The organism is Massilia sp. Root418 (assembly GCF_001425265.1).
Lineage (GTDB): Bacteria > Pseudomonadota > Gammaproteobacteria > Burkholderiales > Burkholderiaceae_D > Rugamonas.
In genome coordinates this window covers 1,177,851-1,199,493 of record NZ_LMEC01000001.1, presented here as the reverse complement: position 1 = coordinate 1,199,493, position 21,643 = coordinate 1,177,851, and the positions used below count along the sequence as shown (strand labels likewise).

Below are 21,643 nucleotides of genomic sequence, written 5' to 3'. Positions count from 1 at the left end.
GCGCCGTGCCTCAATGCCCGGTTGCGGCGGGCGCCGGCTGGATCCGGAACCAGATCGCATACATCGCAGGCAGGAACACCAGGGTCAGCACGGTGCCGGCGAAGGTGCCGCCGATCAGTGTGTAGGCCAGCGTGCCCCAGAATACCGAATGGGTGAGCGGAATGAAGGCGAAGATCGCCGCCAGCGCGGTCAGCACCACCGGCCGGGCGCGCTGCACGGTGGCTTCCAGCACCGCCTGGAAGGGCGCCATGCCGGCTTCTTCGTTGTGGCGGATCTGCCCGATCAGGATCAGGGTGTTGCGCATCAGGATGCCCGACAGCGCAATCAGGCCCACCAGCGCGTTGATGCCGAAGGGCTGCTGGAACAGGATCAGGGTGGGCACCACGCCGATCAGGCCCAGCGGGCTGGTGAGGAAGACCATCACCATGGCCGAGATCGACCGCACCTGGAAGATGATGATGAGCAGCGTCACCGCCAGCATGATGGGGAACAGCGGCAGCATGGCGGTGGTGGCCTTGCCCGATTCTTCGATGGAGCCGGCCTGGTCAATGCGGTAGCCCTCCGGCAGCTTGTCCATGATGGGCTGCAGCTGCGCGGTGATGGCGGCGGACACGTCCGGCGGCTGCAGGCCGTCGGCGGTATCGGCGCGCACGGTGATGGTGGGCACGCGGTCGCGCCGGCGCATCACCGGCTCCTCCGCGCGCACCTCGACCTGGCCCAGCTGGGACAGCGGGATGCGCTGGCCGCCCGCGCCGGCCAGCGTGAAGTCCGCGATGCGGGCCGGGTCGAGCCGGATGGCGCCGGCCGCGCGCGCCACCACCTGCACCGTGCGGATGTCTTCGCGCAGCGTGGTCAGCGGCACGCCGCTCAGCAGGAATTGCAGCTGCTGCGCCACCGCGCTGGACGTCAGCCCCACGGCCTGCAAGCGGTCCTGCTGCAGGGTGAAGTGCAGGGTGGGGGCGCGCACGCCCCAATCGCTGTTCACGGTGCGCAGCATGGGGCTGGCGTCCATCGAGCGCTGCACTTCGGCCGCGATGGCGCGCAGCTTGTCCGGCTCCGGCCCGCTGACGCGGTAGGCCACCGGGTAGGGCGAATACGGACCGAACACCAGCTGGGTCACGCGCACCCGGGCCTCCGGCGCCAGGCCTGCCGCGATGGCTTGCCGCAGCCGCGCCTTCAGGGCGTCGCGCTGCTCCTGGCTGTCGGTGCGGACCACGATCTTGGCAAAGGAAGGGTCCGGCAGCTCCGGCCCCATCGCCAGGTAGAAGCGCGGCGCGCCCTGGCCCACGTAGGCGGTCACGATCTGCGCTTCCTTCTGTCGGGCCAGCCAGGCCTCGACTTTCGCCGCGGCGGCGCTGGTCTGCGCGATGGCGGTGCCGTACGGCATCTGCACCTCGACCAGTACCTCGGGCCGGTCGGAGATGGGGAAAAATTGCTTCTTCACCACCGCCATGCCCAGCACGGCTGCCGCGAACAGCCCGGCCACGGCGCCGGCCACCAGCCACTTGCGCGCGATCACGCGCCCCAGCACGCGGCGGAACCGGTTGTAGCGCGGCGTATCGTACAGCGCTTCATGGCCGCCCTCGACCTGCTTCAGCTCGGGCAGCAGCTTCACGCCAAGGTAGGGCGTAAATACCACCGCCACCACCCAGGAGGCGATCAGCGCGATGCCGACGATCCAGAACATATTGCTGGTGTATTCGCCCGCCGTGGAGCGCGCGAAGCCGTTCGGCATGAAGCCGACCGCCGTCACCAGCGTGCCCGAGAGCATGGGCGCGGCGGTGTGGCTCCACGCGTAGGCGGACGCGGCGATGCGGCTATAGCCTTCCTCCATCTTCACCACCATCATTTCGATGGCGATGATGGCGTCGTCCACCAGCAGTCCCAGCCCCAGGATCAGGGAGCCGAGCGTGATGCGGTCGAAGTTCTTGCCGGTGGCCGCCATCACGATGAACACGGCCGCCAGCGTCAGCGGCACGGCAGCGGCCACCACCACGCCCACGCGCCAGCCCATGCTCAGGAAGCACACCACCATCACCACCAGCAGCGCGGCGAAGAACTTGACCATGAACTCGTCCACCGACGAGCTGATGTTCACCGCCTGGTCCGTCACTTTGCTCAGGGCCATGCCCAGCGGCAGGCCGGCGTTGATGGCGCCCACTTCCCGGTCCAGCGCCTGGCCCAGGTCCAGTCCATTCCAGCCGTCGCGCATCACGATGCCGAGCAGCAGGGCTGGTTCGCTGCCGTTGCGTATCATGAAGGTGGCCGGGTCTTCATAGCCGCGCCGGACCGTGGCGATATCCGACAGCTTCACGCTGCGGCCCTGCGCCTGCACCGGCGTGTCGCGGATCTTCTGCAATTCGTCGAAGGCGCCGTCCAGGCGGATGAAGACTTGCTGGCCCCTGGTTTCCACGGCGCCGGCCGGGGTCAGCGCGTTCTGGCTGTTGAGCGCGGCAAACACGTCCTGCGGCGCGATGCCCAGCGTTGCCAGGCGCTCATGCGCGAACTCCACGTAGATGCGCTCGGACTGCTCGCCGATGATGTTGACCTTCTTCACGCCCGGCACGTGCAGCAGGCGCTGGCGCAGGGATTCCGCGTCGCGCGCCAGCACGCGCTGCGGCTCGCCCCTGGCCTTGAGCGCGAACAGCGCGAACGTGACGTCGGCGTATTCGTCGTTGACCATGGGCCCGATCACGCCGGACGGCAGATTGGCCGCCTCGTCGCCGACCTTTTTGCGGGCCTGGTAGAACTGCTCCTGCACCTCGGCAGGCGGCGTGCTGTCGAGCAGGGTGAGGGTGGTGAAGGCCAGGCCGGGCCGCGTGTAGGTTTCGCTGCGGTCGTACCAGCGCAGTTCCTGCAGCCGCTTTTCCAGCTTTTCTGCCACCTGGTCCTGCATTTCCTGGGCGGTGGCGCCGGGCCAGGCGGTAATCACCGTCATCACCTTGACGGTAAAGGCGGGGTCTTCCGCCCGCCCCAGCTTGAAGAAGGCAATCACGCCGGCCAGCGAAATCAGGCAGATCAGGAACAGGGTGACGGAGCGCTCGCGCACGGCAAGCGCCGACAGGTTGAAACGGCTTGCGCTCATGGCTGCGCTCCGGCGGCAGTGAGGGCTGGGGCGGGGGCCGGGACCGGGGTGGGGGCAGGCGCGGGCGCGAGGCCGGCGGCTGCAGCGGGTTCGGCCGCCGTGCCTGCCAGGCGCACGCGCTCGCCTTCGCGCAGCAGGTGCGTGCCCAGCGCGACGATGCGGTCGCCCTGCTTGATCTGCCCGGCAGTCCGGCCAGTAATCTGCGCGTTGTCCTCACCCAGCCGCTGCACCGTCACCGGCCGCCACGACACCTTGGCCGGCTCGCCCTGGATGAGCCAGACGCCCGGCCCCTTGCCCGCGTCGTACAGGGCGCCGATCGGCACCGACATGCCGCCTTGCGCGGCGCTCCCCGAGCCGGGAATGCGGATCGTGACCGTGGCGCCCAGCGGCGCCCTGGCCAGTTCGCCCTCCAGCACGTAGCGTGCTTCAAACGTGCGGGTCTGCTTGTCCGCCGTGTCCGATAGCTGCCTGAGCCTGGCCGGCGTGGCCAGCTCTTCCTTGCCGTAGAGGGTGGCCAGCGCTGGCGAGGCGACGGCCGGGCGCAAGGTTTCCGGCAGCTGGATGACGGCTTCACGCTGCCCGGCGCGGGCCAGGCGCGCTACCGGCTGGCCGGCGCTGACCACCTGGCCGGGCTCGGCCAGTATGTCCATCACCACGCCGTCCGCGTCCGCCACCAGCGCCGTGTAGCGGCTGGCGTTGCGGGCCACCTCGGCCTGCGCTTCCGCCGCGCTGAGCTGGGCGCGGGCGGCGTCGGCGGCAGCCTTGGCCTGGTCGTAGGCGGAGGCGGAGATGGCGCCGGTGCCGCGCAGGCTGCCGTAGCGGGCTTCGTCCTCCGCCGTCTGTACGGCCCGTGCGCGCGCGGCGGCAGCGGCTTCCTGCAGGGCGCGTGCGGCGAGTTTCAGGTCGGCCGGGTCGAGGCGCATCAACACCTGGCCGCGCTTCACGGCCTGGCCGGTGTCGGCCAGCCGTTCCAGCACCTTGCCGGAAACACGGAAGCCGAGGTCGCTTTGCACGCGCGCGGCGACCGTTCCCGTAAAAGTGCGCGCGGCAGCTTCGGCGCCCTGGACGGTGGCGTCGCGCACCAGCGGCGCCTCGGTACGGGGATCGGGAGGCGTGTTACTGCCGCAGGCGGCCAGTGCGAGCGGCAAGGCGGGGAGGACGGTGGCGAGAACGAGGCGGCGCAGCATGGCTATCCCATAAGAAACTGTACAGGACGCCATTTTGAGACTAGTGACTAATTAAGTCAATAGTCACTTTCCGTTTTTAGCGGCGAAGCGGGCGCGCTTTACGGCGACAGGCTGCGCAAAACCAGGCTGGACAGCTGCGCCGGCGCCTCCTCGGCGTAGTCCAGGCTGCATTGCAGCAGCAGCGGATTCAGGTAGGGGCGCATCACCAGGTAGATGGCGTTCGCGGTTTCATCGACCGGCGTCTTGCGCTCGAATTCCTCGCGCTCGCGGCCCTGCCGCAGGATATCCAGCAGCACGGCTTTGATGTTTTCCTCAAAGGCACGCACCGCCTGCCAGTTGCCGGTTGCGGCGGACGCTGCGATGTCATGTAGTTTGCGGTCTTCGAAAAACAGCCGGAGGCTGGCGTCGACCACCGCCTTGAACATGCGCCGCAGCTTTTCGGGCGCGCGTTCGGCACCGGCGACGGCCGTCCGGACGTCGGTCTCGATCTGGTGCAGGCAGTTGGCACAGATCAGTTCGCCGATCGCCTGCTTGGAATCGAAGAACTTATAGATATAGGCCTTGGAAAAGCCGATGGCCTTGGCCAGGTCGGACACGGTGGTTTTTTCATAGCCGTACAGGCGGAAATGTTCCGTCGCTGCGGTGACGATTTGTGCCCGTACCTCGTGGTCGGCAGGGCCGCGGGTGGAACCCGGAGTGGTGGTTGTTGTGTTCATGGCTGGCAGCTTACCGCGTGTCAGCCATTCGCACAACGAGTGACCAAATCATGATATAGTCACTCTATCACCACTCTTCGCGCGGAACATGTCCATGCCTATCAAACACACTTCCTTGCTGCTGGCCGTCGCCGGCCTGCTGTCCGCTTGTGCAGCCGGGCCGGATTACGTCCGGCCAGCGGCGGAGCTGCCGCAGCGCTATATGGGACAGGCCGCTGTCGAACAGCGCCAGGCCCAGTCCAGCGCGGACAGCGCCGTGTGGTGGGAAGCCTTCGGCGATCCTCAGCTCAGCCGCTATGTGACCCTGGCCCTGGCGCAGAACCTGGATCTGGCGCAGGCGGCCGCCCGTGTCGCCCAGGCGCGCGCGGGACTGGGCGCGGCCAACGCGGCGCTGCTGCCGTCGGCCAGCGTGGGCGCGCAGGCCGCGCGGGCTTACCAGTCGGTGGAAACGCCCTTGGGGCAGGTGCTGAACGCGCAGCCCGGCTTCGAGCGCTACGGCAACGCCTACGAGGCCAGCCTGAGCGCGGGATGGGAGCTGGACTTGTTCGGCGGGCTGCGGCGGAGCCGGGAAGCGGCGCTGGCGGACTATCAGGCCGCCCAAGCCGGCGCGGCGGCTGTGCGGCTGGCGGTGGCGGCGCAGACGGCCGATATTTACCTCGGCCTGCGCGGCCTGCAGAGCCGGCTCGACATCGCCCGCAAGCAAGTGCACACCCGGCAGGCGCTGCTGGACCGTATCAATCTGCTGTACGGCAAGGGCCTGGCGGCAGAGCTGCAAGTGCAGCAGGCCGAGGGGGCGCTGGCCCAGGCGCAGGCTTCGGTGCCGGCGCTGGAAACCGGCCTGGAGGCATCCATGAACGCGCTGGACGTGATGCTCGGCAAGCCGCCCGGCACGCACCGGCCCGAGCTGCTGGCCGCCCGCGCGCTGCCGTCCGCGCCGGGGATTGCGTCCAGCGGCACGCCGGGCGATTTGCTGCGGCGCCGGCCCGACCTGGTGGTGGCCGAACGCCGCCTGGCAGCCTCGCACGCCCGCATCGGCGCGGCGATGGCCGAGTATTACCCGAAGCTGACGCTGGGCGGCATGCTGGGCAGCGCGACGTCGCTTGCCGGCGGCCATCTCTTCAGCGGCGCCGCCAGCCAGGCCGCCGGCGTGCTGGGTTTGCGCTGGCGCTTGTTCGATTTCGGCCGCATCGACGCGCAGATCGGCGCGGCCAAAGGGCAGGAGGCCGAGGCCCTGGCGGCGTACCGTCAGGCCGTGCTGCGCGCCGCCGAGGATGTGGAAAACGCGTTCTCGGCCCTGGTCAAGCGCGAGCAGCAGGCCGGCGTGCTGGGCCGGGGCGAGGAAGCGCTTGGGCGCGCGCGGGCGGCGGCGTTCGCGGCGTATGAAAAGGGAGCGGTCAGCCTGATCGAAGTGCTGCAGGCCGACGAGAGCCTGCTGCGCGCCGCCGACATGCGGGCGCAGGCGCAGACCGAAGCCGCGCGCGCGGCGGTAGGGGCGTTCAAGGCCCTGGGCGGCGGCTGGCTGGATGGGGAAGCCGTCGCGCGGCACGCTGCGGTGACCACAGCGCTCACTACGGCGGTGGCCGGGACCGTGGCACGGTAAGCGCCGTACCGGCTGCGCCACCCGCGCCACCTGCGCCACACGTGCCACCCGCGCCGCCCTTGCCACCCGCGCCACCCCAGCGGCGGCCTACGCGCCCAGGTCCAGCACGACGCGGCCTTCAATGTCGCCCTGGCGCATGCGGTTGAAGACCTGGTTGATGTTGTCCAGCCGGTCGGTCGAGACGGTCGCCTTGACCTTGCCCTCCTCGGCGAACGCCAGCGATTCCTGCAGGTCCAGCCGGGTGCCGACGATGGAGCCGCGCACCGTGATGCCATTCAGCACCATGTCGAAGATCGGCAGCGGAAAGTCGCCCGGCGGCAGGCCGTTCAGCGACACCGTGCCGCCCCGGTGCACCATGCCCAAGGCCTGCGAAAAGGCCTTGGGCGAGACCGCCGTCACCAGCACGCCGTGGGCGCCGCCGATCTCCTTCCTGATCACGGCTGCAGGGTCCGCGCTGGCGGCGTTGACGGTGAGGGCGGCCCCCAGGCGCCGCGCCAGCGCCAGCTTGCGCTCGTCGATATCGACCGCCGCCACGTTCAAGCCCATGGCCCTGGCATATTGCACCGCCATGTGGCCCAGCCCGCCGATGCCGGAAATGACCACCCAGTCGCCCGGCTTGGTGCCGGTCATCTTCAAGCCCTTGTACACGGTCACGCCGGCGCACAGGATGGGGGCGATGTCGACAAAGGAAACGCCTTTGGGCAGGTGGCCAACGTAATCGGCGTCGGCCAGCGCGTATTCGGCAAAGCCGCCGTTGACGGAGTAGCCGGTGTTCTGCTGCGACTCGCACAGCGTTTCCCAGCCGCCCAGGCAGTGCGGGCAATGTCCGCAGGCCGAATACAGCCACGGGATGCCGACCCGGTCGCCGGCCTTGACGTGCTTCACGCCCGCGCCCACCTCGGCCACGTAGCCCACGCCCTCGTGCCCGGGAATGAAGGGCGGATCGGGCTTCACCGGCCAGTCGCCGCAGGCGGCGTGCAGGTCCGTGTGGCACACGCCGCAGGCCGCGATTTTCACCAGCACCTGGCCGGGCCCCGGCGTGGGCACCGCTACGTCCTCGATCTGCAGCGGCTGGTTAAACGCGCGCACCACGGCGGCTTTCATCATCTTGCTCATCATTTTCTCCTGTCCAATTTGGATGAGTGTGACGGCGCAAACGTCAAAAACCTTTGATGTGGATCAAAAACGCCAGTGACGAGGCGTACCGTGCACAGTGAGTCCCATGGGCAACAGTGCAGGTCGTGTCCGCTACTTGCCCTAGAATGGTTCGCGTCACCAGCCCCGGAGGAAGCGAACCATGGACGAATTGCCTGGCACTAAAATCTCCCGCCGCGACCTGCTGATTGCGGGAGCGCTGTCGGCCACGGCGGCGGCCATGCCGCCGGTGGCGCTGGCCAAGGCGCAGGACGGCGCCGCGCCGCCGGCCAGCCTGCCGCCCGTGAAGTGCGCGTTCACCGTGAACGGCGCGCGGCATGAACTGGAGCTGGACGTGCGCACCTCGCTGCTGGATGCGCTGCGCGAGCACCTGCACCTGACCGGCACCAAGAAGGGCTGCGACCACGGCCAGTGCGGCGCCTGCACGGTGCTGCTGGACGGGCGCCGCATCAACTCCTGCCTCACCCTGGCGGTGATGCACCAGGGCGCGCAGGTCACCACCATCGAAGGCCTCGGCACCCCGGACAAGCTGCATCCCATGCAGGCCGCGTTCGTGCGGCACGACGGCTACCAATGCGGTTACTGTACCCCCGGGCAGATCTGTTCGGCGGTGGCGGTGCTGGAGGAGATCAGCCAGGGCAAGCCCAGCCACGTGACGGCGGACCTGACCGCCAGTCCCATGCTCAGCGTGGAAGAGATCCGCGAGCGCATGAGCGGCAACATCTGCCGCTGCGGCGCCTACTCCAACATCGTGGACGCGATCACCGACGTCGGCGGCGGCGCAGCGGGGAGGGCGGCATGAGGGCCTTCACCTATCAGCGCGCGCAATCGCCGGCCGAGGCGGCTGCGGCCGCGCAGCGCGCCCCGGGCAGCCGCTTCATCGCCGGCGGCACCAATCTGCTGGACCTGATGAAGCTGGAAATCGAAACCCCGGCTCACCTGATCGATGTGAACGGCCTGGCGCTGGACCGGATCGAGGCCCTGCCGGACGGCGGCCTGCGGGTGGGTGCCCTGGTGCGCAACACCGACCTGGCTTCCGACGAGCGCGTGCGGCGCGACTACGGCGTGCTGGCGCGGGCCCTGCTGGCCGGCGCGTCGATGCAGCTGCGCAACCGCGCCACCACGGCCGGCAACCTGCTGCAGCGCACCCGCTGCCCCTATTTCTACGATACCAACCTGCCCTGCAACAAGCGCCAGCCGGGCAGCGGCTGCTCGGCCATCGGCGGCTACACGCGCCACCACGCCGTGCTCGGCAGCAGCGACGCCTGCATCGCCACCCATCCCAGCGACATGGCCGTGGCCATGCGCCTGCTGGATGCGGAAGTGGAGACCGTGAAGCCGGACGGCGCCGCGCGCACCATCCCCATCGTGTCGCTGCACCGCCTGCCAGGCAATACGCCGCACATCGAAACGGTGCTGGAACCTGGCGAGCTGATCACCGCCGTGAAGCTGCCCAAGCCGGTAGGCGGCAAGCATCTGTACCGCAAGGTGCGCGACCGTTCCTCGTACGCCTTCGCGCTGGTGTCGGTGGCCGCCATCGTCCAGCCGGACGGCAGCGGCAGGGTGGCGCTGGGCGGCGTGGCGCACAAGCCCTGGCGCATCGAGGCCGCCGAGCAGAACCTGGCGCGCGGCGCGGGCCCCGTGGCCGAGCAGCTGCTGGCCGGCGCCCGCACCACGCCGGACAACGCCTTCAAACTCCAGCTGGTGCAGCGCACCCTGGCCTCCGTGCTGGCCGACGCGAAGAAAGGTTAAGCGATGAAATTCACCACTCCAGCAGGCACCAATCCCATCGACCAGCTCAAGGTGGTGGGCCGCGCCACCGACCGCATCGACGGCCCGCTCAAGACCAGCGGCACCGCGCCCTACGCCTACGAGCAGCACGGCGCCGCGCCCGACGCGGCCTACGGCTACGTGCTCGGCTCGGCCATTGCCAAAGGCCGCATTGCCGCCATGGACACCAGCGCCGCGCAGCGCGCGCCCGGCGTGCTGGCAGTGGTTACCGCAGCCAACGCGGGCAAGCTGGGCAAGGGCAAGTTCAATACCGCCACCTTGCTGGGCGGGCCGGAAATCCAGCATTACCACCAGGCCATTGCGCTGGTGGTGGCCGAGACGTTCGAGCAGGCGCGCGCGGCGGCGCAACTGGTGAAGGTGAAGTACCAGCGCGAGCAGGGCGCCTACGACCTGGCGAAAGCCAAGGACAAGGCGAAAAAGCCCAAGCCCGACCAGCCCGACTCGCCGCCCGATACCAAGGCCGGCAACTTCGAGGCCGGCTTCGCGGCGGCGCCGGTGAAGCTGGACCTGCATTACAGCACGCCCGACCAGTCGCATGCCATGATGGAGCCGCACGCCTCGGTGGCGGCGTGGCAGGGCGACCGGGTGACGGTCTGGACCGCGAACCAGATGATCGCCTGGACCAAGGGCGACCTCGCCAAGACGCTGGGCATCCCGAAAGAACAGGTGCGGCTGGTGTCGCCCTACATCGGCGGCGGTTTCGGTGGCAAGCTGTTCCTGCGCTGCGAGGCCCTGCTGGCGGCGCTGGGCGCGCGCGCGGCCGGGCGGCCGGTGAAGGTGGCGCTGCAGCGCCCGCTGATGATGAACAACACCACCCACCGCCCCGCCACCATACAGCGCATCCGCATCGGCGCCACGCGCGACGGCAAGATCACCGCCATCGGCCATGAATCCTGGTCCGGCGACCTGCCGGACGGCCAGCCGGAAATGGCGGTGCAGCAGACCCGCCTGCTGTACGCGGGCGCCAACCGCATGACGAAAACCCGCCTGGCCGTGCTCGATCTGCCGGAAGGCAACGCCATGCGCGCGCCCGGCGAGGCGCCCGGCCTGATGGCGCTGGAAATCGCCATCGACGAGATGGCGGAAAAGCTGCAAATGGACCCGGTGCGCTTCCGCATCCTGAACGACACCAAGGTCGATCCCGAAAAGCCCAGCCGCCCGTTCTCGCAGCGGCGCCTGATCGACTGCCTGCGCGGCGGCGCCGAGCGCTTCGGCTGGAACGCGCGCAACCCGGTGCCGGCCAGCGTGCGCGACGGCCGCTGGCTGGTGGGCATGGGGGTGGCGGCGGCGTTCCGCAACAACCTGGTGATGAAGTCCGCCGCGCGCGTGCGGCTGGAGCGCGACGGCAGCGTGAGCGTGGAAACCGACATGACCGACATCGGCACCGGCACCTACACCATCATCGCGCAGACCGCCGCCGAAATGCTGGGCGTGCCGCTGGCCAGCGTGGCGGTGCGCCTGGGCGACTCGGACTTCCCGGTCTCGGCCGGCTCCGGCGGGCAGTGGGGCGGCAACAGCTCGGCTTCCGGCGTGTACGCCGCCTGCGTCAAGCTGCGCGAGGAAGTGGCGCGCCGCCTGGATTTTCCGGCCGACGCCGTGTTCGCGGACGGCCAGGTGAGCGCGGGCGGGCGCTCCACGCCGCTGGCCAAGGTGGCCGAGAACGGTCCCATCACCGCCGAGGACGCCATCGAGTTTGGCAAGCTGGACAAGGAATTCCAGCAATCGACCTTCGGCGCGCATTTCGTGGAAGTGGGCGTGGACGCGGCCACCGGCGAGACCCGGGTGCGGCGCATGCTGGCCGTGTGCGCGGCCGGGCGCATTCTCAACCCCAAGTCGGCGCGCAGCCAGGTGATCGGCGCCATGACCATGGGCGTGGGCGCGGCGCTGATGGAGCACCTGGTGGTGGACAAGCGCCACGGCTTCTTCGTCAACCACGACCTGGCCGGCTACGAAGTGCCGGTGCACGCCGACATTCCGCACCAGGACGTGATCTTCCTGGACGAAACCGACCCGGTTTCCTCGCCGCTGAAAGCCAAGGGCGTGGGCGAACTGGGCATCTGCGGGGTGGGCGCGGCGGTGGCCAATGCCATCTACAACGCCACCGGGGTGCGGGTGCGGGATTACCCGATCACATTGGACAAGCTGCTGGCGCGGATGCCGGCCTACACTTAATGCCGCTCTGGGGTGATAATGGCGGTTCCGGCGCCGCCTTTACACTTCATCTATGGAATCTAGCATCACCCCAGGCCTGTTGATCCTGCATGGCAACCAGATGGAATTGCTGCGCGCGGCCGTGTTCCAGTGGCTGCGTAACCATCCGCTGGCGCCGCTGGAATCGGACATTTTCCTGGTGCAGTCGAACGGCGTGGCGGAATGGCTGAAGATCGCGCTGGCCGAGGAGATGGGCGTGTGCGCCGCCAGCCGCGTGGCGCTGCCGGCGCGCTTCCTGTGGGAGACCTACCGCGGCATGCTGGGGCGCGACCGCGTGCCGCGCATTTCCGCCTTCGACAAGGGACCGCTCACCTGGCGCCTGATGCGATTGCTGCCCACGCTGCTGGCCGGCGAGGTGTTCGCGCCGCTGCGCCACTTCCTGGGCGACGGCGACCCGGAGCGCCGCCTGCAGCTGGCCGAGCGCCTGGCCGACCTGTTCGACCAGTACCAGGTCTACCGCGCCGACTGGCTCACCGACTGGGCCGAAGGGCGCGACGCGTTGCGCACCGCGCGCGGCGAGAGCATCGCGCTGGCGCCGGACCAGAAATGGCAGGGTGCCCTGTGGCGCGCAGTGATCGCCAGCGTGCCGGAAGAGGAGCGCGGGCTGGGGCGCGCCACGGTGCACACCGAATTCGTGCAGGCCGCCGAACGCGGCGAACAGCCGCAGGGCAGGCTGCCGCGCCGCATCGTGCTGTTCGGCGTGTCGGCGCTGCCCTACCAGACCTTGCAGGCGCTGGCCTCGCTGGCGCGCTACACCCAGGTGGTGCTGGCCGTGCCCAATCCCTGCCAGTTCTACTGGGGCGACATCATCGAAGGGCGCGACCTGCTGCGCTCCGCGCACCGCCGCCAGCAGCTGCGCAACGGCGTCGACCTGGGCCTGATCCCGCTGGAGGAACTGCATGCGCACAGCCACCCGCTGCTGGCAAGCTGGGGCCGCCAGGGCCGCGACTTCGTGCGCATGCTGGACGAATTCGATTCGGCAGCCAACGAGGCCGCGCAGCTGGCGCAGCAACGGGGAGAAGACGGGGCGGTGGCGCCGCTGCGCGTGGACCTGTTCAGCGACGGCGACGGCGACACCATGCTGGCGCAGTTGCAGGCCGCCGTGCGCGACCTGCTGCCGCTGTCCGAGCACCACTATCCCCAGCCGCCCGACGAGGACCGTTCCATCGAGCTGCATGTGGCGCACAGCGTGCAGCGCGAGGTGGAAGTGCTGCACGACCAGCTGCTGGCCATGTTCGCCGCCGCGCAGCACACGGGCCGGCCGCTGCGCCCGCGCGACGTGGTGGTGATGGTGCCGGACATCGACGTCTTCAGCGCCGCCATCCACGCGGTCTTCGCGCAGCACAAGCGCAGCGACCCGCGCTACATCCCCTTTGAGATCGGCGACGTGAACGACCGCAGCGTCAATCCGCTGCTGGTGGCGCTGGAATGGCTGCTGCGCCTGCCGCAGCAGCGCTGCCGCCAGAGCGAGGTGCGCGACCTGCTGGACGTGCCGGCGCTGGCCGCGCGTTTCGGCCTGGCGGAGGACGACCTGCCCACGCTGGGCCTGTGGATCGAGGGCGCCGGCGTGCGCTGGGGCCTGGACCAGCAGCACCGCTCCGGCCTTGGGCTGGCCCCGGCCGGCGAGCAGAACGCGTGGATCTTCGGCGTGCGCCGCATGCTGCTGGGCTATGCCAGCGGGCGGGACACGGCGTTCAGCGGCATCGAGTCCTATGGCGAAGTGGGCGGGCTGGATGCGGCCCTGGCCGGCTCGCTGGCGCAGCTGGTGGAAGCGCTGCTGCACTGGCGCGCCTTGCTGGCGCAGCCGCGCTCGCCGGCCGAGTGGGGCGTGCAGGCGCGCGCGCTGCTGGCCGCCTTCTTCAACGCGCGCGAGGAGGGCGACCGCCTCACCTTGGCGCTGCTGGACGACACCCTGAACCGCTGGCTGGAGACCTGCGAGGGCGCGGGCTTCGAGGAGGCCGTGCCGCTGGCGGTGCTGCGCGAGTCCTGGCTGGGGGCGCTGGACGAGCCCACGCTGGACCACCAGTTCGTGTCCGGCGGCGTGACCTTCTGCACCCTGATGCCGATGCGCGCGGTGCCGTTCCGCGTGGTCTGCCTGCTGGGCATGAATGACGGCGACTTCCCGCGCCGCGCCCGCAAGGCCGATTTCGACCTGCTGGCCCTGCCCGGCATGGCCCGCCCCGGCGACCGCTCGCGCCGCGACGACGACCGCTACCTGATGCTGGAAGCGGTGCTGGCCGCGCGCGACAAGCTTTACATCAGCTGGGTGGGCCGCCACGTGCGCGACAACAGCGAACAGCCGCCGTCGGTGCTGGTGGCGCAGCTGTGCGACTACCTGAAGGCCGGCTGGAACGTCGACCTGGCCGCGCGCACCACCGAGCACGCGCTGCAGCCTTTCAGCCGCCGCTACTTCGAAGCCGGCGGCCTGCTGACCTACGCCGGCGAATGGCGCACCGCGCACGGCGCCGCCGGGGACGGGCCGGCGGACGAGGACGCGCCCGCCGAGATTCCGCCCTACGAGCTGGACCCCGCCTTCCGCCTGCGCCTGAACAACCTGGCCAGCTTCATGCGCCAGCCGGTGCGCTACTTCTTCCGCCAGCGCCTGGGCGTGATGTTCGCCGAAGCGGCCGTGGTGGGCGAGGACGAGGAACCCTTTGCGCTGAACGCGCTGCAGCGCTACCAGCTCGAAGACATGATGCTCGATGACAGCGGCGAACCGGAACCCATGGCCGACGTGCGCGCCAACCTGACCGAGCGCGCCGAACAGCTGGGCCGCGAAGGCCGGCTGCCGATCGGCCTGATCGGCAAGCAGGAGCAGGCGAAACTGGTCGACGCCCTGGTCCCGGTGCGCACCGCCTGGCTGCAGCTGTGCGCCCGCTACCCGCTACCCGCGCCCAAGCTGCCCGTCAGCCTGGCGTTCGGCGCTGCAGGGGACAGCATCGTCCTGGAGGACTGGGTCGACCAGCTGCGCAGCAACGGCACCGACAAGGTCTGGCTGGCCCAGATCTCGTCCAAGGCCGCCACCAAAGTCAAGGACGAATACAAGGGCCGTGGCGACAAGCTGATCCTCATGTGGCTGCGCCAGCTGGCCGCCGCCGCGCAGGGCGAATCGGTCACCGGCTACCTGGCCGCGCGCGACGTGATCGTCAGGATGGAACCGCTGGCACCGGAGCCTGCGCGCGAAGCGCTGGCGCGCCTGGTGGCCATCTGGCGCGACGGCATGAACCGCCCGCTGCCTACCGCCTGCAAGACCGGCCTGGCGCTGGTGCAGGGCGGCGATCCGCGCGCCACCTACGACGGCGGCTTCGAGGTCAACGGCGAAAACGAAGACCTGTGCCTGGCCCGCCTGTGGCCGGACTTCGCCGCGCTGGCGGCCGAAGCCGAATGGGCCGACGTAGCGCAGGAGCTGTACGGCCCGCTGGCCGAATGGATGGCGCAGCAGATCACCATCACCCCCATTGCCGGCGAGGACGAATAATGAGCTTGCTCGCCCCATTGACTTTCCCGCTGCACGGCTCGCGCCTGATCGAGGCCAGCGCCGGCACCGGCAAAACCTGGACCATCGCCGCGCTCTACGTGCGCCTGGTGCTGGGCCACGGCGGCGAGCAGGCCTACCGCCGCCCGCTGCTGCCGGCCGACATCCTGGTGATGACGTTTACCCGCGCCGCCACGCGCGAGCTGTCCAACCGCGTGCGCGAGCGGCTGATCGAGGCGGCGGCCTACTTCCGCGGCCAGGCCGGCACCGAGGACGGCTACCTGGACGCGCTGCTGGAATCGTACCCCTCGCACGAGGAACGCCAGCAGGCGGCGCACCGGCTGATGCTGGCCGCCGAAACCATGGACGAAGCGGCCATCTTCACCATCGACGCCTGGTGCCAGCGCATGCTGCGCGAGCACGCCTTCGACAGCGGCAGCCTGTTCGACGAAGAGCTGGTGAGCGACGAGGGCGCGCTGTTCGAGGACGCCGCGCACGACTACTGGCGCCAGCACGTGTACCCGCTCAAGGAGGCCGCGCTGGAGCAGCTGCTGGGATGCTGGGCGGACGTGGAGGCGCTCAAGCGCAGCGTGCGCGAGCTGTCGCGGCGCAGTGAATTCATCGCCGAAGCGGACGGCGGCGCCGGTGCTGCGCCCGAGCCGCTCGATGCGCTGATTACCCGCGTGCTGCGCTTCCAGCGTTCGCAGCTGCTGGAGTTGAAGGAAGGCTGGAGCGAACGCGCCAACCGCATGGAGCAGTGGATCGCGCAGCAGCGCGAAGCCGCGCCCAAATGCTTCAACGGCACCAAGATGAAGCCTGAGAACGTGGCCAAATGGTTCGAGGGCCTGCGCGCCTGGGCCCAGGATGACTACAAGGTATTCCCGGACATCGCGGACACCGCCTGGCGGCGCCTCACGCCGGACGGCATCGCGGACGCCTGCTCGAAAGGCTACAGCCCCGCGATTCCGGATGACTTCGACGCCACCGCGCTGCTGGCCGCAGGCCTGAAAACCATCGAGCCGCTGGAACACCCGCTGTACCGCCACGCCGCGGCTGCCATCGCGCGCCGCATGGCGGAGCTGAAACGCCGCACGCGCCAGTTCGGCTTTGCCGACATGCTGGAGCGCCTGCGCGCCGCGCTGCTGGGCGAGAACGGTGCCGCGCTGCGCAAGCGCATCACCGAGCAGTACCCGGTGGCCATGGTGGACGAATTCCAGGATACCGCGCCGATCCAGTACCAGATCTTCGACCTGCTGTACCGCGTGGCGGCGAACGATCCCGGCACGGGCCTGTTCCTGATCGGCGATCCCAAGCAGTCCATCTACGGCTTCCGGGGCGCGGATATCCACAGCTACCTGTCGGCGCGGCTGGCCACCGCAGGGCGGCACTACCAGCTGGGCACCAATTTCCGCTCCACGCAGGCGCTGGTGGCGGCCGTCAACCAGGTGTTCCTGCACGCGGAAGGCGCAGCCCCGGGCGAAGGCCTGGCGCGCGGCGCCTTCCGTTTCCGCAAGGCGGACGGCAGCAATCCGCTGCCGTTCGACGCGGTGGGCGCCAACGGGCGCAAGGAGCGCCTGGTCGGCGCCGTGGGACAGCTGGAAGCGCTGACGGTGTCCTGCAGCGTGGCCGACGACATGAAGGCGGACGCCTACCGCGAGTTCTTCGCCTGGCATTGCGCCGAGCACATTACCGCCATGCTGAACGACCCGCGCGCCGGCTTCGAGGGGCCGGACGGCTTCAAGCGCCTGCAGCCGGCCGACATTGCGGTGCTGGTGCGGGACGGCAAGGAGGCGGCCGCCATCCGGCGTGCGCTGCAGCGGCGCAAGGTGATCAGCGTCTACCTGTCCGACAAGGACTCGGTGCTGGAGAGCGAGGAGGCGGGCGACGTGCTGCGCTGGCTGTCGGCCCTGGCCAATCCGCTGGACGGCGGACTGGCGCGCGCCGCCTTCGCCACCCGCACGGCCGGCTTGCCGCTGGCCGAACTGGCGCGCCTGTCGGCCGACGAGCTGGCGTGGGAAGGGCGCGTGGAGCAGCTCAAGGCGCTGCACGTGGTATGGCAGCGGCAGGGCGTGCTGGCCATGCTGCGCCGCTTCATCCATGAACTGAACCTGCCCGCCACCTTGCTGGCGCAGGCCGGCGGCGAGCGCAGGCTCACCAACCTGCTGCACCTGGCCGAGCTGCTGCAGTCCGCCAGCCGCCAGCTGGACGGCGAGCAGGCGCTGATACGCTGGCTGGCCGAGCAGGTCGAGGGCGGCGGCGAGGGCGGGGACGAGCGCGTGCTGCGCCTGGAGAGCGATGCGGAACTGGTGCAGGTGGTCACCGTGCACAAGTCCAAGGGCCTGGAGTATCCGCTGGTGTACCTGCCTTTCGCCACCACGGCGCGCAAGGTGGACCGGCGCAACCGCAGCTTCTTCGAATACACCGGGGTGGACGGCAAGCGCAGGATAGACATGTCGCTGTCGGACGAGGCGCTGGCGGCGGCCGAGGCGGCGCGACTGGAGGAGGACTTGCGTCTGCTATACGTGGCGCTCACTCGGCCGCGCCATTTCCTCTGGCTGGGCGTGGCAGCGCGCGGCGCCAGCGCCCTGCACGATTCGGCACTCGGTTATCTGCTCACCGGCGGCGAGCCCTTGCCGGGCGCCGAACTGCTGGCGCGCTGGGAGCAGGTGAAGGGCGGCTGCGAGGCGATCTCGGTGCGTGCGCTGGAGCAGGCTGGCGCACTGACTGTGCTCAACCGCGTGGAGCAGCGCCCGGAGCTGGTCGATGCCCAGCGTTTCGAGGGCGACTTCGAGCGCGACTGGTCGGTCGGCAGCTTCACGTCGCTGGCCCGGCGCGGCAACGCTCCCGGCGCGGCCTACAGTGGCGGGCCGGCTTCCGACCATGGCGCGCCCCCTTCAGCGGCCGCGCGCCATGGCGCCGCCGATGCGGCAATTGCAACCGCCGCAGCCGCCGCAACCGCAGCGGCGGGAGCGCTGCCGGATGTGCCGGATGCGCTGGAGGCGGCGGGCGCCGCCGGCCTGCCGGGCAGCCGCCACGTGCCGCGCAGCTCGGGCGAGGAAAAGCTGCTGGAGGGCCTGGACGCACCGCCCGTGCTGCGTCCCGAGGACGCGCCCTGGCACCGCTTCCCGCGCGGTTCCGTGCCCGGCAACTTCCTGCACGAGCAGCTGGAGTGGATGGGCCAGGAGGGGTTCGCCGAAGTGCACGACCCGCATTTCGACCAGCGCCTGTTGCGCCGCATCGAGCGCGCCGGCTGGTCCAACCGCCAGGACGACACGCTGGCCTGGCTGCGCGCCATCGCCACCACCGCGCTGCCGCAGCTGGGCGCGTCGCTGTCCGAGCTCGATGGCGTGCTGCCCGAGATGGAATTCTGGTTCCCCAGCGAGCGCCTGAGCACCGGCGCGCTGGACCGCCTGTGCCGCCGCCACCTGATGCGCGGCGTGCCGCGTCCCGCGCTGCCGGAACGCCAGCTGCACGGCATGCTGAAAGGCTTCACCGACCTGGTGTTCGAACACCAGGGCCGCTATTGGGTGCTGGACTACAAGTCCAACGCGCTGGGCGCGGGCGACGCCGCCTACCAGACGCCGTCGCTGGCGGCGGGCATGGCCGAGCACCGCTACGATATCCAGGGCGCCATCTACATGCAGGCGCTGCACCGCCTGCTGCGCAACCGCATGGGCGGGGCTTACGATCCGGCGCAGCATCTCGGAGGCGCCATCTTCTTCTTCCTGCGCGGCGTGGGCAGCGCGCACACGCGCGGCTGCTACCTGCTGGAGCCGGAACCCGGGCTGCTGGACGGCCTGGACGTACTACTGAACGAGGCGGCACCGCTTGAATACCCTTATGAAAACTGATGAGCATACTGACGGCAGGCAGGCCGCCTTGCTGGCCCAGATCGACGCGCTGACCGAGGCGGGCCAGCTGCGCCGCCTGAGCGGCGCCTTCGCGCGCTTCGTCGGCTCGCTGGGCCACAGCTCGCCGGCGCTGACGCTGGCCTGCGTGCTGCTGTCCGAGCTGGAAGGGCGCGGCCACAGCTGCCTGCTGCTGTCCGAACTGGCGGGCGATCCGCGCGCCCTGCTGGGCTGGAACGAGGAGGACTGGAGCGCCCTGCGCAGCGCCGCCGGGCCGCTGCCCAAGTCCGCCGCCGCCTGGCGCGCCATGCTGTACCAGTGCGAGCAGGTATGGCCGGTGCACGACCTGGACTTCCAGCAGCCGCTGGTGCTGGACGGCGAACGCCTCTACCTGCGCCGCTACTGGCGCGACGAAACCAGCGTGGCGCGCGCCGTGCGCGAACGCGCCGCCACGCCGCGCCTGGTGGACGTGGGCCGCGTGCGCCACTGGCTGGACATCCTGTTCGACCACGCGCCGCGCGAGGGCGGGCCGGACTGGCAGAAGATCGCCTGCGCGGCCGCCTTGCGCAGCAACCTGGGCATCATCACGGGCGGCCCCGGCACCGGCAAGACGTACACCGTGGCGCGCCTGCTGGCACTGCTGTTCGCCACGGCGGGCGGCAGCGGGGCGCATGCCGCGCGCGGCGCCGACGCTGGCGCGGACGCCGGCGCCTCGGCGGCGGGCCTGCGCATTGCGCTGGCCGCGCCCACCGGCAAGGCCGCCGCGCGCCTGAAGCAGTCCATCGACAATGCGCTGGAAGACCTGGCCAAGCGGGTGCCCGAGCTGCACTTGCCGGAGCTGGCGGCGCGCATGGGCGCCGCGCGCACCCTGCATAGCCTGCTGGGCGCACGCCCCGATACGCGCAGCTTCGTCCACCACCGCGGCAACCCGCTGGACGTGGACGTGCTGATCGTCGACGAAGCCTCCATGGTGCACCTGGAGATGATGGCGGTGCTGCTGGACGCGCTGCCGCCCGACGCCCGCCTGATCCTGCTGGGCGACAAGGACCAGCTGGCCTCGGTGGAAGCGGGCGCCGTGCTGGGCGACTTGTGCCACGATGCGCAGGCCGGCGGCTACGGCCCCGCCACCGTGGACTACATCCGCGCCGCCACCGGCCAGGAAATCCCGCCCGGCTTCCAGGGCAGCGCCGGCCCGCTGGCGCAGCAGACAGTGATGCTGCGCGAGAGCCGCCGCTTCGGCGGCCCTATCGGGCAGCTGGCGCTGGCCGTCAATGCCGGCGACGCGGCGGCCGCGCGCGCCGTGCTGGGCGCCGGCAGCGGCGGCAAGCTGGCCTGGATCGACCCGGCGCAGCAGCAGGACGTGCTGCAGCTGGCCCTGTCCGGCCGGCCCGGCGTGGGCGGCGGCTACCAGCACTATCTTCGCATGATCAAGTCGGGCGAGGCGGACGTGGTCAATACGGCCGGCCCGGCGCACGACGCCTGGGTGCTGGACGTGCTGCGCAGCTTCGAAGCGTTCCGCATCCTGTGCGCGGTGCGGGAGGGGGAATGGGGCGTGACGGGACTGAACGAGGCCATCGAGCAGCGGCTGGAAGCGGCCGGGCTGCTGCGCAAGCGCGGCGAATGGTATGTGGGGCGGCCGGTCATGGTCACCCGCAACGACTACGGCACCGGCGTATTCAATGGCGACATCGGGCTGACCCTGCCCGACCCGGCGCGTCCCGGCTCGCTGCGCGTCTACTTCAGCGAGGGCGCCAGCATCCGCAGCGTGCTGGCCACGCGGCTGCGCCAGGTGGAGACGGCGTTCGCGATGACGGTGCATAAATCGCAGGGGTCGGAGTTCGCCCACACGGTGGTGGTGCTGCCGCGCGAGGGTGCTGCCGGCGCGGTATTGGCGCGCGAGCTGGTCTACACCGGCATCACGCGCGCCAAGGAATACTTCACACTCTGCACGCCGTCGGCGGCGGTGCTGGACACCGCGATAGCGCAGCGCACCCAGCGCGCCAGCGGCCTGAGGGCCTTGGTTGGGGACACGCGAGTTGGGGACACACGAGTTGGGGACACACGACTAGGAGCAACGCCATGACAGCATTGCCAACATTGTACGAGTGGGTGGGCGGTATCGGGGCGCTGGAGCGCCTCACGGAACGCTTCTATCAGCGCGTGGCGGACGACGCTGTCCTGGCGCCAGTGTTCCAGCACATGGGCAGCGGCCATCCGGCGCACGTGGCGGCCTTCCTGGCCGAAGTGCTGGGCGGACCGGCCGAGTATTCGGCGCGCCACGGCGGGCACGCGCACATGATACGCCAGCACCTGAACCGCCATTTGAACCAGGAGCAGCGCCGCGCCTGGGTGGCGCTGCTGCTCGACACGGCGGACCAGCTGGACATGCCGGACGACCCGGAATTCCGTTCCGCGCTGGTGGGCTACCTGGAGTGGGGTTCCAGGCTGGCCGTCATCAATTCGCAGCCCGGCGCCACGGTGGAGGAGGCGGCCCCGATGCCGCGCTGGGGCTGGGGCGAGACCAAGGGGCCGTACATCCCCTGAGCTTCACCCGCACCCCGGCCTTGGACCAGGG

12 protein-coding genes are annotated in these 21,643 nt (G+C 70.2%); 8 read left to right on the top strand and 4 right to left on the bottom strand.

The genetic code is table 11. The annotated features are described in order from the left end of the window. Nucleotides 1–10: 10 nt before the first annotated feature. From ASC94_RS05020 to ASC94_RS05010, 3 genes are all read right to left on the bottom strand, one after another. Entirely contained in the window at nt 11–3,085 is a 3,075-nt protein-coding gene (locus tag ASC94_RS05020) for an efflux RND transporter permease subunit (RefSeq protein ID WP_056391541.1), read from the bottom strand. After that, entirely contained in the window at nt 3,082–4,272 is a 1,191-nt protein-coding gene (locus ASC94_RS05015) for an efflux RND transporter periplasmic adaptor subunit (protein ID WP_082616170.1), read from the bottom strand. The genes ASC94_RS05020 and ASC94_RS05015 overlap by 4 nt, the downstream gene beginning before the upstream one ends. A gap of 98 nt (nt 4,273–4,370) precedes the next feature. After that, on the bottom strand, nt 4,371–4,988 hold the full coding sequence (locus ASC94_RS05010; protein ID WP_056391538.1) for a TetR/AcrR family transcriptional regulator: 618 nt from the start codon (nt 4,986–4,988) through the stop codon (nt 4,371–4,373). A gap of 94 nt (nt 4,989–5,082) precedes the next feature. Between ASC94_RS05010 and ASC94_RS05005 the strand changes: the two genes are divergently transcribed. Beyond that, complete coding sequence (locus ASC94_RS05005) at nt 5,083–6,588, top strand: efflux transporter outer membrane subunit (RefSeq protein WP_056392169.1); 1,506 nt, start codon at nt 5,083–5,085, stop codon at nt 6,586–6,588. 87 nt (nt 6,589–6,675) lie between these two features. Here ASC94_RS05005 and adhP read toward each other — a convergent pair whose 3' ends face one another. After that, nucleotides 6,676–7,704: an alcohol dehydrogenase AdhP gene (gene adhP, locus ASC94_RS05000; protein WP_056391536.1), complete on the bottom strand. Its 1,029-nt coding sequence runs from the start codon at nt 7,702–7,704 to the stop codon at nt 6,676–6,678. 181 nt (nt 7,705–7,885) lie between these two features. Here adhP and paoA point away from each other — a divergent pair, with 181 nt between their 5' ends. From paoA to ASC94_RS04965, 7 genes are read left to right on the top strand one after another with little or no spacing between them, the layout of a single operon-like run. After that, entirely contained in the window at nt 7,886–8,545 is a 660-nt protein-coding gene (paoA, locus tag ASC94_RS04995) for an aldehyde dehydrogenase iron-sulfur subunit PaoA (protein WP_056391533.1), read from the top strand. After that, nucleotides 8,542–9,495: a xanthine dehydrogenase family protein subunit M gene (locus tag ASC94_RS04990; protein WP_056391530.1), complete on the top strand. Its 954-nt coding sequence runs from the start codon at nt 8,542–8,544 to the stop codon at nt 9,493–9,495. Before paoA ends, ASC94_RS04990 begins: the two co-directional genes overlap by 4 nt. A gap of 3 nt (nt 9,496–9,498) precedes the next feature. Further along, entirely contained in the window at nt 9,499–11,706 is a 2,208-nt protein-coding gene (gene paoC / locus ASC94_RS04985) for an aldehyde oxidoreductase molybdenum-binding subunit PaoC (RefSeq protein WP_056391527.1), read from the top strand. A 52-nt stretch (nt 11,707–11,758) separates the two neighbouring features. After that, nucleotides 11,759–15,223 (top strand): exodeoxyribonuclease V subunit gamma, encoded by a 3,465-nt coding sequence (recC, locus tag ASC94_RS04980; protein WP_056391524.1) that lies wholly within the window; start codon nt 11,759–11,761, stop codon nt 15,221–15,223. Continuing rightward, on the top strand, nt 15,223–19,071 hold the full coding sequence (recB, locus tag ASC94_RS04975) for an exodeoxyribonuclease V subunit beta (protein WP_056391522.1): 3,849 nt from the start codon (nt 15,223–15,225) through the stop codon (nt 19,069–19,071). Before recC ends, recB begins: the two co-directional genes overlap by 1 nt. Further along, the gene (recD, locus tag ASC94_RS04970) at nt 19,061–21,151 is read left to right on the top strand and encodes an exodeoxyribonuclease V subunit alpha (protein WP_056391519.1); all 2,091 of its coding nucleotides are present in this window, start codon (nt 19,061–19,063) and stop codon (nt 21,149–21,151) included. The genes recB and recD overlap by 11 nt, the downstream gene beginning before the upstream one ends. After that, complete coding sequence (locus ASC94_RS04965) at nt 21,148–21,612, top strand: group II truncated hemoglobin (RefSeq protein ID WP_056391515.1); 465 nt, start codon at nt 21,148–21,150, stop codon at nt 21,610–21,612. The genes recD and ASC94_RS04965 overlap by 4 nt, the downstream gene beginning before the upstream one ends. The last annotated feature ends 31 nt before the right edge of the window (nt 21,613–21,643 follow it).